Origin of the sequence: Halosaccharopolyspora lacisalsi (assembly GCF_014137975.1) — a bacterium.
In the GTDB taxonomy this organism is placed as follows: Bacteria; Actinomycetota; Actinomycetes; order Mycobacteriales; family Pseudonocardiaceae; genus Halosaccharopolyspora; species Halosaccharopolyspora lacisalsi.
The window spans coordinates 151,507-164,792 of the sequence record NZ_JACGWZ010000002.1 but is presented as its reverse complement, the minus strand read 5'-3'; the positions used below and the strand labels follow the sequence as shown (position 1 = coordinate 164,792).

The window sequence follows — 13,286 nt, the reverse complement described above, 5'->3', positions numbered from 1 at the left end:
GCCCGCGGGCCGCCCGAGCGGTCCGCGGGCTCGACGCACAAGAGGTCGGTGCCGGTCCGAGCGACGCTCACCGCGCGAACTGACCCTCGCTCCGCGACGAGCCAGAACGCCGTCGAAGCCCCTCTTCGGCTCCGACGGCCCTCGCCCCCTAAGCGATCGGGCGCAGGCGGTCGACGACGAGCTCGGCCAACCCCACCAGCAGGGCCAGTCCCACGAAGGAGACCGAGACGATCAGGCCGGTAGAGATCGCGGCCGTGTAGCCGTCGGACAGGGCTCGGAAAAACAGGCCGGAAGCGGTGGCGATTCCCAGGGCGGATCCGATCCGCTGCCCGGTCTGCTGCACCCCCGCCGCCGTGCCGCCGTGCGCGACGTCGATCTCGCTGAGCGTCACGGTCTGGTTCGGCGAGATCACCATCCCGCTGCCGGCCCCGGCCACCAGCAGCGGCAGGGCGGTGATCAGTCCGGCTGCGGCGCCGAGGCCGGTGGCCAGCAGCAGATCCGTGGCCAGCAGTCCCACCAGCGCCCCCACCAGGCCCACCAGCACCAGCTTGCGACCGAAGCGGTGCACGATCCGCCCGCTCAGGGCCGCCGACACGGCCGAGCCCACCGCGAACGGCGTCAGTGCCAATCCGGCTTCCAGCGCCGTGTAGCCGAGGCCGCGCTGGAAGTACACCGCGAGCACGAAGAAAATACCGGTGAAGCCGGCGAAGTAGACCGTCCCGAGGCCGGAGCCGAAGGTGTAGCGCCGGTTGGTGAACAGCCGCAGGTTCACCAGCGGACTGCGTCCGGCCAGTCGGTAGCGGTGCTCCCAGAACACGAACGCCCCGAGCAGCACCACCGCCGCGACGAACAGGTACCAGACGTCGCCACCGCCCTCCACCAAGGGCAACAGCAGGCAGACCATGCCGGTGCCGAGCAGGGCCACCCCCACGATGTCCGTGCCCTCCGTGCGCCCGTGCACCACGTTGCGCGGCAGGAACCGCATCGCCAGCACCAGCGCCACGACCCCGATGGGCAGGTTGACCAGGAACACCCAGCGCCATCCGTGCTCACTACCCGCGAGCTGGATGATCAGCCCGCCCAGCAGCGGTCCGATCGCGGTGGAAACACCCACCACGGCCCCGAAGGCCCCGAAGGCCTTGCCCCGCTCGTGTCCCCGGAACTCCTGCTGCATCAACCCGAGAATCTGCGGGTTGAGCAGGCCGCCGGCCGTTCCCTGGAGGAGCCGGGCCACCACCAGCCACGTCGCGCCCTGGGCCGCTCCGGCCAGCACGCTGGCGACCGTGAAGGCCAGCAGCGCGATCACGAACATGCGACTGCGCCCGATCCGGTCCCCCAGCTTCCCCGCGGGTACCAGCACCAGTCCGAAGGTCAGGGCGTATCCGGAGACGACCCAGGACAACGCCGTGGGAGAAGCGTCCAGGCCCTGCTGGATCGACGGCAGCGCCACGTTGACGATGCTCACGTCCAGCAGGGTCATGAAACCCGCCGCCAGGCACAGTCCCAGCACTCTCCAGCGGTGGTCCTGCGCCTGACCGGTTCGCGCCGAGTCGGATTCCGAGTGAGTCACGTTCGCCTCATCCACCGTGGTGCAAACACGACCACAGCTCACCACGCGGACTCGGTGGTCGCCACACTCGACCGGGCCTCAGTGCGCGGAGGTGCTCGTGGTAAGCGGTTCCGGTTCGTCCGACTCCGGTGGGGGGATCGTCCCCTCCTGGGCCGGGTTCTCGGGCACGGATTTCGGCACCGCGGGCCCGTGGTCGGCCTTCAGCCACCGGTAGAACGACACGAGCACGACACCGAGCACGAAGATCAGCGGGAAAGCCGTGATGATGGACAGCGTCTGCAGGGCCTCGAGGCCTCCCACGTACATCAGCACCAGCGAGACACCGGCCAGCACGACCGCCCAGAACACGCGGTGCCAGCGCGCCGGATCACTGCCCCGGGGCATCTCCCGCGAGGCCACCGCCGCCATGGTGTAGGCCGAGGAGTCCAGCGTGGTGGCCAGGAACACGATCACCAGGGCCACGAAGATCGTCAGCACCACGGTGCCCAGCGGCAGATTCGTCAACGTCGCCATGATCCCGGCGGTGTCGCCCTGGGAGGCGACGATGTCGGCCACCGGCACCATGTTCTTGATCTCGTAGTACAGGCCGGTGTTGCCCAGCAGGGTGAACGCCAGCCAGCACCCGGCACTGCCCGCCAGGCACATCCCCGCGATCATGCCGCGGATGGTGCGCCCCTTGGAGATCTTGGCCACGAACAGGCCCACGAAGGGCGCGTAGGAGATCCACCAGCCCCAGTAGAAGATGGTCCACTCCTCCTCGAAGCCGGAGCCTCCCACGGGATCGGTGTAGAAGCTCATCTCCACGAAGTTCTGCAGCAGGATGCCTGCGCTGTTGGTGAACGTGTCGAGCATGAACACCGTCGGCCCTGCCACGAGGATGAACGCACCCAGCGCGAAGGCCAGCCAGACGTTGAAGTCGGCGAGGCGCTTGAGCCCCTTCTGCAGGCCGAGGAACACGCTCGCGCCGAACAGGACGGTCCAGATCACCACCACGGCGATGTCCAGCGGCACCCCCTTCGACAGGGGGGTCAGCGTGGCGAGCCCGTCGGAGACGACGGGCACCTCCAGACCCAGCGAGGTTCCGGCGGCCCCGACGAGGCCGAAGATGAACAGGACGTCGATGAGGCGGCCGAGCCAGCCGTCCGCACGATCACCGATGACGCCCCGGCAGGCGTCGCTGAGCCGCAGGGTCCGTTGTTTGCGCACGTGGTAGACGTAGGCCAACGCGAGCGCAGGCAGGCAGAACAGGCCCCACGCGGTGAAGCCCCAGTGGAACAACGGGTAGGTCGCCGACCAGTGCGCGGCTTCCACGCTCCCTGGGGCCATCCCCATCGGCGGGTCGTTGTAGTAGTACGCCCACTCGATCACACCCCAGTACATGATCCCGCCGCCGATGGCGGCGGTGAAGATCATCGACATCCAGCTCAGCGTGGAGAACTCGGGCTTGTCGTCGGGGTCGCCGAACTTCACCCGCCCGTACCGACTGCAGGCCAGCCAGACCAGGAAGCCGAAGACCGCCACGGCGAACCACAGGTACAGCCACCCGAACTCGCCGGTCAGCACTCCCAGCACGGCGTCGAGGGCCTGTTTTCCCCGCTCGGGGGCGATCATCACCGGAACGCAGATGACCGCCACGAGCAGCAGCGACCACCAGAAAACCTGTTTGTCGATCCGGACTCTTCCGGTTGCACCACCGATTGCGGAAGCACCTCCAAGGATTCGCGACGGGCACTCGTGCGCAAACCCGTCGACACAGCAAGCACGAACCAGGCGTCGGGCGGGCACGGGCCACAGCGCCGACGTCGATGTCGAACACGGCCATCCCGGCGCGGGCGCTCCACACTGAGCGCCACGGCGCGGCCGTTGCGATTCGACTGATGTGCCAGTCGTTCGTTGAGAGGTCACTCTGAACCACTCAGCGTCACCAGTCAACCCGAGCGAACATCTTAGCAGGGCAGCAGACTAATTCAATGGCCACGTCGCGTGACAAAGCATCTCGCCGAACCGCAACACAGCCGCATCGTTGCGATTTTCGCAATGCCTTGTTAGTGTTCTCCACCGTGGAGAGCACGACGGACGGGTTGCGTGAACGGGTGCGCGACATCCTGCGACGGCACCCGCGAAGCCAGCGGGCCTTCGCCGAGCTGATCGGTTTGGAGGCGACCAAGCTGTCGAAGTCCCTGGCGGGTACTCGACGGTTCACGCCCGCCGAGCTCACCGGGATCGCCGAGGTCGGCAACGTCACGGTGAACTGGTTGATCAACGGCAGCGACGAAGCCGACACCGTGGCGGCGGCGCCGCGGCGGTCGGCGCGCACCGAGGTCGAGCTCACGCACTCCCAGGACGCCGGGCGCTACCAGCAGATCCTGGATGCCGCATGGCACCTGATCGCCGAACGCGGGTACCACTCGGTCCGGATCGCCGACGTCGCCAAGGCGTGCGGGACCAGCGCGGCCACCATCCACTACTACTTCCCCGGCCGCGACGACCTGCTCACGGAGACCCTGCGCTACTCGGTGCGACTGGCGTTCGACCGCCAGGTGGCCGAGTTGCACATGATCGACGACGCGCACGAGCGACTGTTGCGGCTGGTCGAGCTGCAACTGCCCACACCGGGCCTGTTGCGACTGGAGTGGTCGATCTGGATGCAGGTGTGGAACGAAAGCACGCTGCGACCGGAGCTGCGGGTGCTGCACACCGACTCCTACAACCGCTGGCACGACACGATCGCCCACACGATCCGTCAGGGCCAGCAGCAGGGCGTGTTCGCCGAGACCGACCCCGACGAGCTGGCGATGACGCTGACCGCGCTCATCGACGGCCTCGGCATCCAGGTCATGACCGACCGGCCGGGCCGGTCGGTGGAGGGGATGCATCGGACACTGCGGGACTTCGTCCACCGCGAGATCGTCCGGCCCTGACCCACGCGCCCGGCAGGCAGCAAGCAACCGATGCCCACCGCGCGACACCCCGCGCGGCTTTTCCTCCCGGAAGGGATCCCGAGCATGAACAACGAAGTCATCGTCACAGCCGCGCTCACCGGAGCCGGCGACACGGCCGGCCGCAGCGAGCACGTGCCGGTCACACCGGAGCAGATCGCGACCTCGGCCGTCGACGCCGCCAACGCCGGTGCGGCCGTGGTCCACATCCACGTGCGCAACGTGGAGACCACCCAGGGCTCCCGCGACGTCGCGCTGTACCGCGAGGTGATGAGCCGGATCCGCGATTCCGGCGTGGACGTGGTCGTCAACCTCACCGCGGGAATGGGCGGTGACCTGTTCATCTCCCAGGAGGACCCGCACAAGCCGGTGGACGGCACCGACCTGGTCAACGGTCTGGAACGGCTACCCCACGTCGAGGAGCTGCTGCCCGACATCTGCACGATGGACTGCGGCTCGCTGAACTTCGGCGACGGCAGCCAGCTCTACATCAGCACTCCGGACATGCTGCGGGCCGGTGCTCGGCGCATCCAGGAGCTCGGGGTGAAACCGGAGATGGAGATCTTCGACACCGGGCAGCTGTGGTTCGCCACCAAGCTCATCGACGAGGGCCTCATCGACGCCCCGGCGCTGTTCCAGCTGTGCATGGGAATCCCCTACGGCGCACCGGCCGATCCCGGCGTCCTGCAGGCGATGGTCAACATGCTGCCCCCGGACTCCAACTGGGCCAGCTTCTCCATCGGCCGCAACCAGCTGCCCTGGGTGGCCCAGTCGGCGCTGCTCGGCGGACACGTCCGGGTCGGGCTGGAGGACAACCTGTACCTGAGCAAGGGGGTCAAGGCCACCAACGCCCAGCTCGTGGAGCGGGCGGTCTCGATCGTCGAGGGCATGGGCTCCAGGATCGCCACCCCCGAGCAGGCACGCGAGAAGCTCGGACTGAAGCGGAGGGCATGAGTTGACCGAGTACACCGTTTCCCCCGAGGGCGTCTCCCACGTCGCCTGCGTCGGCGCGGGAGTGATCGGCGGCGGCTGGGTCGCGCACTTCCTCGCGCGCGGCTATCGCGTCACCGCGTGGGACCCCGCCGACGACGCCGCGGACAAGCTGCGACGGCTGGTCGAGGCAGCCTGGCCCGCCCTGACCGAACTCGGTCTCGCCGAGGGGGCCTCGCGCGAGCACCTCACGGTCGCGTCGACCCTGGAAGAGGCCGTGGCCGAGGCCCAGTTCGTCCAGGAGAGCGCACCGGAGACGCTGGAGATCAAGCAGGACCTGCTGGCCCGCATCGACGCGGCCACCCCGACCGACGTGGTCATCTCCTCCTCCACCTCGGGTCACGGGATGACCGAGATGCAGGTCGACTGCCCCACCCCGCAGCGACTCGTGGTGGGTCACCCCTTCAATCCGCCGTACCTCATTCCGCTGGTCGAGGTCGTCGGCGGTGAGAAGACCGATCAGTCGGCGGTGCGCTGGGCCTCGGAGTTCTTCGAGGTCGCGGGCAAGTCGGTCATCACGATGGACCACGAGGTCCCCGGCTTCATCGCCAACCGCCTCCAGGAGGCGATCTGGCGGGAGGCCCTGCACATGGTCGCCAACGGCGAAGCCACTCCCGCCCAGCTCGACGCCTCCATCACCGAGGGCCCCGGGCTGCGCTGGCCGCTGCTGGGACCGTGCCTGACCTTCCACCTCGCCGGCGGTGAGGGCGGCATGGCCCACATGCTCGACCACTTCGGGCCGTCGTTGAAGTCGCCGTGGACGCGGCTGGAAGCGCCCGAGCTGACCGACGAGCTGCGCAACCGCATGGTCGAGGGGTGCGAGGAGGCCGCCGAGGGACGCGACATCGCCGAGCTCGTCGCCGACCGCGACCGCGCCATCATCGAGGTCATGCGCGTCGTCGACAACGTCCGGAAGGGGGCCTCGTGACCGCTCCGCCCCCGCTGCGTCAGCAGGTCCGCGACGAGTGGATCGACTACAACGGGCACCTCAGCGAGGCCTACTACGTGCTGGTCTTCGGCTTCGCCACCGACGCGCTGATGGAGCACATCGGCCTGGACGAGCAGTACCGGCGACGCACCGGGTGCTCGCTGTACACGGTCGAAGCACACGTCAGGTACCTGCGGGAGGTCGGACCCGAGTCCGAGCTGGTCGTGACCACGCACGTCGTCGGCGGCAGCGCCAAGAAGCTGCGGATCTGCCACGAGATGAGCCTCGGCGAGGAGGTCGTGGCCACCGAGGAGGTCCTCGCCCTGCACGTCGACGGCGAGCAGGGCCGCGCCGTCGAGTTCCCGGACGAGGTGGCACGGCGGATCGGCGCGCTCACCGAAACACCCCCGCACTACGCCGGTCGCTCGATCGGTTGAGGCATTCCGGGGGGTGTCCGTCCGCGGCGGACGGCCGCCCCCGGTTGAGTCGTGGATCACAGCTGGGTAGCTTGCTGGTAACCACGGCGGAGGTGATGGCGTGCCGGACGGAGACGACTCCGCGGACACCGACGAGGTGCTGGTCGAACGGCGTGAGGGAGTTCTGCTGCTGACCCTCAACCGGCCGGACCGGCTCAACGCCTGGACCGCGACGATGCAGCAGCGCTACCTCGAGCTCCTCGAGCGGGCCGACTCCGACCGGAAAGTGCGGGCGATCGTGCTGACCGGTGCCGGACGCGGCTTCTGCGCCGGGGCGGACATCGCCGGTTTGGCCGAGGTCGCCCCGGAGGAGGCCGCCTCCGGCGGACACGCCCTGTCACTGCCGATCCGGATACGCAAACCCGTGATCTCGGCGATCAACGGGCCGGTGGCCGGGGTCGGACTCGTCGCGGCCCTGTTCACCGACATCCGTTTCGCGGCGCGGGACGCGAAGTTCACCACGGCCTTCAGCAAGCGCGGGCTGGTCGCCGAGTACGGGCTGGCCTGGCTGTTGCCGAAGCTGGTGGGAGTCGGCCGAGCGCTCGATCTGCTGTTGTCCGCGCGGACCCTGCCGGGGACCGAGGCGCACGAACTGGGTCTGGTCGATCGGGTACTTCCGGAGGAGGAAGTCCTCGATGCCGCGCTGACCTACGCGCGCGCGCTGGCGACGGAGTGCTCTCCCGCCTCGATGGCCGACATCAAACAGCAGGTCTACACCGGACTGGACACCGGTCTGGAAACCGCCACGGCCGACGCGGGCGAGCGAATGATCAACGCGTTCCGCAGACCCGACGTGACCGAGGGCGCGCGCAGCCACCAACAGCGCCGTCCGCCCGACTTTCCCCCACTGGAGCAGTAAGCGTTCGCGACGACTCGCCGCACGGCGGCGACGGTTACATTGGTGGCAGTAACCAGCGCCGAAGCGAGGAGTTTTCGCATGGACTTCGAAACGCCGGAAGCCGACGCCATCGAGCAGGTTCAGCAGGGCCGGGAGGACTCCGAGGAGGAGGGGCTCGTCGCGGACATGACGGAGACGCCGCCGGACGCCAATCCCGCCGACGTGGCCGAGCAACGCTACGTCGTTCCCGACGACGACCCCTACGATCCGGGGTGATCCGACCAGCGGGCCGATCCGGACGTTCCCCCGGTGCCTCAGCTCGGCCACAGGCCGAACAGGTCGGCGAATCCCTCGCGCCAGCTCGGCCAGGAAGGTCGCCAGCCCAGCGTCTCGCGGAGGCGGAAGTTCGTGGCACCGCGCCGCTCGGTGAGCTGGTGCACCGTGAGCCAGTCGAGCTGACCTCTCGCCTGTTCCAGCGTCAACGACACCGGAGCGGGAGCGTCGATCATGCGTGCGTAGGTGGGAAGCCATTCGGTGATCTCGGCGGGTTCGTTGTCGACCACGTTGTAAGCGGCCGGTTCCGCCTCGGTCAGCACGGCCAGCGCGGCACCGGCCGCGTCGTCGACGTGGGTGAACGAGGTCAGCCCCGCCTCCTCACGGACCATGGGTAAGGCACTGCCGCGAACCAGGGCGTGCACGGCACCACCGGACGCGTACGAGGTACCGGGACCGTAGAGCACGCCGTAGCGCAGCACCACCCCCTCGATGTCCGGGCAGGTCAGTACCGCGTCCTCCAAGGTCTCCACGGCACGTACCGACTCGCCCCACCGGCCGGGGGCGTCCGTCCACAGCGGCGCTTCCTCGTCGAGGATCTCGTGGCCCTCCGGGAGGTACGCCGATGCCGCGCTCTGGGCGACGACGCGGTGCGCTCCGGCCTCGACGGCCGCCGACACCAGGTTGCGCGTCCCCCGGTCACGCAGCCAAGCGGTGCGACGCAGACCTTCGGTGACGTCGACATCGCGGAAGCCGGAGAGCTGCTGTACCACGACATCGGGGCGAGCTCGCTGCAGAGCCTCCCGCAGTGCGGACTGATCCAGGACGTCGGCGGTGGCGACACCGTCGACGGGGCCGAGCGCCTCGGCACGGCCGGCCTGCCGCACGAGAGCGGTCACGTGGTGGCCCTGTTCCCGCAACCGTGGAAGCAGCGCATTTCCGACCGCTCCGGTCGCACCGGCCACGAACACACGCAGGGGCACCAGCACCTCGCACGACGATCGACATCAATCGGGAGAAGCCTACCCCGCGCCGAGTCACCGGTTCGTATGAAATTCGATTACTGAATGCGACCACGAACCCGCCCCAAACACCACTGGCCCCACGCTCCGCAGGAACGTGGGGCCAGTGGAAACGAACAGGTGAACTCAGATACTACGGATCTGAGCGGCCTGCGGACCCTTCGGGCCCTGGGTGATATCGAACTCCACACGCTGGTTCTCGTCCAGCGTGCGGAAACCGCTGGCGTCAATCGCCGAGTAGTGGGCGAACACATCGGACTCACCCTCATCCGGGGTGATGAATCCGAATCCCTTTTCGGCATTGAACCACTTGACGGTGCCGGTAGCCATTCTTCAGTCTCCTACTCCAGCCAGGGTCGACACTGCGCAGACCCCCGAAAGTCGCCGAGATGATCACCCTGGCCGAGCGGCCTCCGGCACAACAAAGTGCCTGCGTCACGGGATGCCGCAGGCACTTTCCAGTACTGCTCGAAACCGTACTGCTGGATACCGGACTGGTGGGAACCACAACTGCAACGTCCCCACGCTAGCACCCCCGCGAAGGACTGTCATCCGCGCGACCACTAGGGAATGGTGGCCAACCTCCGCCCCTCGGCCTCGGCGGCACGATTGTGCTCGCTGTGCTGATCGGCCAATTCCAGGGCCGCGACTCGCGGAGTGGTTCCGTCGGCGTCCCACGCCTCCAGCAGCGGCGGCATCTTGGCCAACATCTCCTCACGCAGCACGCTGAACGACAGCACCGGATCCGCGTCGACCCGCCCCAGCAGCAACCACCACGCCCAGGCCACCGCACCCGAGTTCGCGACGAAGTCCGGGATCACCGGAACTCCCCCGCTCGCGAGCTGGTTCTCGGCCTCGGCCGTGACCGGGGTGTTAGCCGCCTCGACGATCACCTTCGCGCGGATCTCCGGCACCCGTTGCGGGGTGATCGCGTACGACACGGCGGCGGGGATCAGGATGTCCACATCGGTGGCCAGGACCTCGTCCCGCGAGAACCGGTGCACGTCCTCGGGCACCTGCGTGCGGTCGATCTCTCCGAAGCGATCACGCGATTCCAGCAGCGCGGGGACGTCCAACCCGTCGGGGTGGTACAGGGTGCCGGCGGCATCGGCCACCGCCACGATCCGGAGGCCCGCCTCGTGCAGGTACCAGGCGGCTCCGCCGCCCATGGTGCCCACCCCCTGGACCGCCACCGTCGTCCGGTCCTCCTGCCAGCCACGGGAGCGGACCACTCCCAAGCAGCTCTGGGCCACGCCGTAGCCGCCGACGACATCACCGAGCAGCAGTCCTCCCGGGACCGGTGCGTTGAGTCCGGCGCGAATGCGCCGCAACGTGTGCTCCGCGTCGGGGGCACGCCGGATCGCGGCGTGGTAGGACTGCTGCAGTCCCACCTCTTCGAAGACCTCGTCGATGAGGTGCTGCGGCACGCCGAGATCCTCGGCGGTCACCCAGTGGGCGTCGATCCACGGCCGCATCGCCTCGACGAAGCGGTGCAGCACGTCCTTGGCCCCGGGATCCTTCGGATCGCAGTCGATGCCTCCCTTGGCGCCGCCGACCGGCAGGTTGAACACGGCGGTCTTGCGTGCCATGCCCAGTGCCAGATCCTCCACCTCCGCCATCGTGCACCCGGCACGCATCCGGGTCCCGCCGGTGGCGAGGCCGGACACGAGACTGTGCACGACCAAGTATCCGCGTTTGCCCGTCACCGGGTCCGCCCACGTCACCCTCATCAGCGGGTCGCAGTCCACGAGTGCCACCGGCCGAACCTCCTTCCCGAGACGTCGAACGGGTACCGCAACTCGCGGCACCCACTGGTGAAAATGAAAAGCGTCGGGCCGAACGGCCCGTCGGACGCACTACCCGCCCGTGTTCCCCGTGGCGGTAGCGCGGTTCACGAATGTCGCAGCCACAACGACGAAGAGGACAACCAACGGAGTCGACGCGGATACTCGCGCTCACGCGTCCACATGGTCACCTCCGCTCACACTGACGATAACTGGAAGCTAAACCCGGCTGAGTCTGATTGTCAACAATCCTTCTCTCGGACGTTCCGGTGGTCACCGGATTCGGACGAACAGCACTGCGCACGGGCTGAGATCCCGGCAACAGCGGCCGCGCGAGCCTCCTTCGCCCTGCCGGAGGACACAGGATCTCGTAGGTGCGAACGACGAGATCCTAAGCTGCTGCGACGATGGCACCGTCACGCGTCGCCGGACTCGCGCGAAACCACACCGAGGGTTGACCGTCCGACTGGGAGGATGCAGTCATGAGCCAACCGGAACCCCCGATCCAGCCGGGATCACTGACCGAGGAAGGGCAGCAGGAGCTGATTCAGCAAATCGGTCGCGTGATCGTGCAGATGCTGCCCCCCGGCTGGCAGGAAGCCAGCGTGGAATACCGGGCAGTGGGCTCGCACCGTGAGCTCGCCGCACAATTGCAGGCCCCCAACGGCACCCTGGTTCCTCTCACCCCACCGGCGGAGATCGAACCGATGTTCGACGAACTGCGCCACGGTATGCACCAACCCGAGCGCGGCACGTGGATCAGCGCGCTGTATCAGCTGCAACGCCCGGGTAGCTACAGCGTCGACTTCAACGGCGACTACGAGCCCTCGTGGCGCGGTGTCCCCACCACGGCGGAGTTCGACGCCGAACTGCACCACTACCCCAGGGCCGAGCACAACATCCCGGGATGGCTGGCGGAACGGGCCGGACTGCCCACCTCGGACGTGGGGAACGCGGACGTCACCGAGTTGCGCAAGGCGGAGGTCTTCGACGGAGCCGACGGCGCCGGCAGGCCGGTCGCCGACCGTCCCGTGGTCGGTCCGCAGGAACGAGCTCAGATCATCGAGTACCTCGAACGGGCGCCGATCGTGCTCGCGGCTCGCAGCTACGACACGGATCAGCTGGACCCGGAGGCGGCCGCATCGGTGCCGTTGACCTTCCACACCGACGGGGACTGGATCTGGCCGGGTGCGGTCGGTTACTACCTGCGCCGGCACAACGTGCCCCCGGAGACCGAGCTGGTCGAGCACATCCGACGCCAGGGATTTCAGGTACCGGAAGTCGGCGAGCAGACCAGGGAGCTGGCCGTCTCGGCGATCACCGGTGAGCACGGCGGCTGAAGTGCGATGGTTCGGGCGAGGGACACGCACGCTCGGCCGCCCGCGGCGTCGTGACAGGATCGCGGGCGTGTGGTTTCTGGACGACCAATCGACGACGCAGTGGCGCGACCGGGTCGGTTCCCTCGCACAGCTCGGGGGGATCGAGCGCTTTTCCGAGGAGGACGGCCCCGCGAGGGGTGCGCGTCGCTACCAGGTGCGGTCCGGTTCCGGACTGGTCTTCGACGTGCTGCCCGACCGCGGCCTGGACCTGGGGGCGGCGAGCTTCCGGGGTGTTCCGCTGGCCTGGATCTCGCCCGCCGGCCACGTCTCCCCCTCGCTGGCCGAGCACCGTGGCGCCCAGTGGCAACGCGCCTTCGGAGGAGGGCTGCTCACGACCTGCGGACTGGACCAGTTCGGTGCCGCCAACACCGACCGGGGCGAGGAGCTCGGCCTGCACGGACGGGCCAGCGGTATTCCGGCCCACGACGTCAACACCCGGCAGGACCCCGTCGCCGGGGGTTATCGCTTCGAGGTCACGGGGCAGCTGCAGCAGGCCCGGTTGTTCGGCGAGAACCTGACGCTGTCGCGCAGCATCGGCACCGAACTCGGTTCCCGAACCATCACCGTGACCGACACGGTGACCAACGAGGGGTTCGAGCCGCATCCGCACATGGTGCTTTACCACATGAATCTCGGCTGGCCCCTGCTGGACGAGAGCAGCACGTTGAGCATCCCAGGCAGCAGCCCTGTCGCCCGCGACGCGCAGGCCGAGCTCGGCCTCGCGTCCTGGAACACCTTCACCGCTCCGAAAACCGACTTCGCCGAGCAGGTCTTTCGTCACGAGTTCGCCGAGTCCGGGCAGGTCGAGGTCAAGCTGAACAACGCCGCTCGCGGACTGGCACTGGCGATCCGCTTCGACACCACGGCGTTACCCGGACTGTTCCAGTGGAAGATGCTGGGGGCCGGCACGTACGTGTTGGGGATCGAGCCGGCCAACTGCCGGGTCATCACCGGTCGCGCCGCGGCGCGGGCCGCCGGGGAACTGCCGTACCTGCAACCGGGCGAGTCCCGCTCGTACACCCTCGTCATCGAGGTCGAGACGCTGAACGATTGAGCGCACCGGCGCCGACACCGCCCCGGAGCAGTA

At 68.4% G+C, this 13,286-nt stretch carries 13 protein-coding genes; 8 read left to right on the top strand and 5 right to left on the bottom strand.

The features are described 5' to 3' along the window. Positions 1-148: 148 nt before the first annotated feature. Positions 149-1,570: an MFS transporter gene (locus tag FHX42_RS08510; RefSeq protein ID WP_328795984.1), complete on the bottom strand. Its 1,422-nt coding sequence runs from the start codon at positions 1,568-1,570 to the stop codon at positions 149-151. 78 nt (positions 1,571-1,648) lie between these two features. Beyond that, positions 1,649-3,355, bottom strand: coding sequence for a BCCT family transporter (locus tag FHX42_RS08505; RefSeq protein WP_328795983.1), 1,707 nt, complete (start codon positions 3,353-3,355; stop codon positions 1,649-1,651). A gap of 275 nt (positions 3,356-3,630) precedes the next feature. Between FHX42_RS08505 and FHX42_RS08500 the strand changes: the two genes are divergently transcribed. From FHX42_RS08500 to FHX42_RS08475, 6 genes are all read left to right on the top strand, one after another. Continuing rightward, on the top strand, positions 3,631-4,491 hold the full coding sequence (locus FHX42_RS08500; protein ID WP_328795982.1) for a TetR/AcrR family transcriptional regulator: 861 nt from the start codon (positions 3,631-3,633) through the stop codon (positions 4,489-4,491). Positions 4,492-4,575: 84 nt separating this feature from the next. Further along, a complete protein-coding gene (locus FHX42_RS08495) occupies positions 4,576-5,463 on the top strand; it encodes a BKACE family enzyme (protein WP_182543703.1) in 888 nt (295 codons plus the stop codon). Between the two features lies 1 nt (position 5,464). Continuing rightward, complete coding sequence (locus tag FHX42_RS08490) at positions 5,465-6,427, top strand: 3-hydroxyacyl-CoA dehydrogenase NAD-binding domain-containing protein (protein WP_182543702.1); 963 nt, start codon at positions 5,465-5,467, stop codon at positions 6,425-6,427. Beyond that, the gene (locus FHX42_RS08485) at positions 6,424-6,864 is read left to right on the top strand and encodes a thioesterase family protein (protein ID WP_182543701.1); all 441 of its coding nucleotides are present in this window, start codon (positions 6,424-6,426) and stop codon (positions 6,862-6,864) included. Before FHX42_RS08490 ends, FHX42_RS08485 begins: the two co-directional genes overlap by 4 nt. A 100-nt stretch (positions 6,865-6,964) precedes the next feature. Then, positions 6,965-7,762: an enoyl-CoA hydratase-related protein gene (locus tag FHX42_RS08480; RefSeq protein WP_182543700.1), complete on the top strand. Its 798-nt coding sequence runs from the start codon at positions 6,965-6,967 to the stop codon at positions 7,760-7,762. Between the two features lie 78 nt (positions 7,763-7,840). Continuing rightward, entirely contained in the window at positions 7,841-8,017 is a 177-nt protein-coding gene (locus FHX42_RS08475) for a hypothetical protein (RefSeq protein WP_182543699.1), read from the top strand. A gap of 38 nt (positions 8,018-8,055) precedes the next feature. On the opposite strand, the gene FHX42_RS08470 is transcribed toward FHX42_RS08475, so the two are convergent. The 3 genes from FHX42_RS08470 to FHX42_RS08460 all read right to left on the bottom strand — a co-directional run bounded on the left by FHX42_RS08470 (position 8,056) and on the right by FHX42_RS08460 (position 10,793). Further along, complete coding sequence (locus FHX42_RS08470; protein WP_328795981.1) at positions 8,056-8,997, bottom strand: NAD-dependent epimerase/dehydratase family protein; 942 nt, start codon at positions 8,995-8,997, stop codon at positions 8,056-8,058. A gap of 165 nt (positions 8,998-9,162) precedes the next feature. Then, on the bottom strand, positions 9,163-9,366 hold the full coding sequence (locus FHX42_RS08465) for a cold-shock protein (protein ID WP_182543698.1): 204 nt from the start codon (positions 9,364-9,366) through the stop codon (positions 9,163-9,165). A gap of 233 nt (positions 9,367-9,599) precedes the next feature. Next, positions 9,600-10,793, bottom strand: coding sequence for a Glu/Leu/Phe/Val dehydrogenase dimerization domain-containing protein (locus tag FHX42_RS08460; RefSeq protein ID WP_328795980.1), 1,194 nt, complete (start codon positions 10,791-10,793; stop codon positions 9,600-9,602). 509 nt (positions 10,794-11,302) lie between these two features. Here FHX42_RS08460 and FHX42_RS08455 point away from each other — a divergent pair. Together FHX42_RS08455 and FHX42_RS08450 are read left to right on the top strand one after the other, a co-directional pair. Continuing rightward, complete coding sequence (locus tag FHX42_RS08455; protein WP_182543697.1) at positions 11,303-12,160, top strand: hypothetical protein; 858 nt, start codon at positions 11,303-11,305, stop codon at positions 12,158-12,160. 67 nt (positions 12,161-12,227) lie between these two features. Continuing rightward, positions 12,228-13,253: an aldose 1-epimerase family protein gene (locus FHX42_RS08450; RefSeq protein ID WP_328795979.1), complete on the top strand. Its 1,026-nt coding sequence runs from the start codon at positions 12,228-12,230 to the stop codon at positions 13,251-13,253. Positions 13,254-13,286 lie beyond the last annotated feature (33 nt).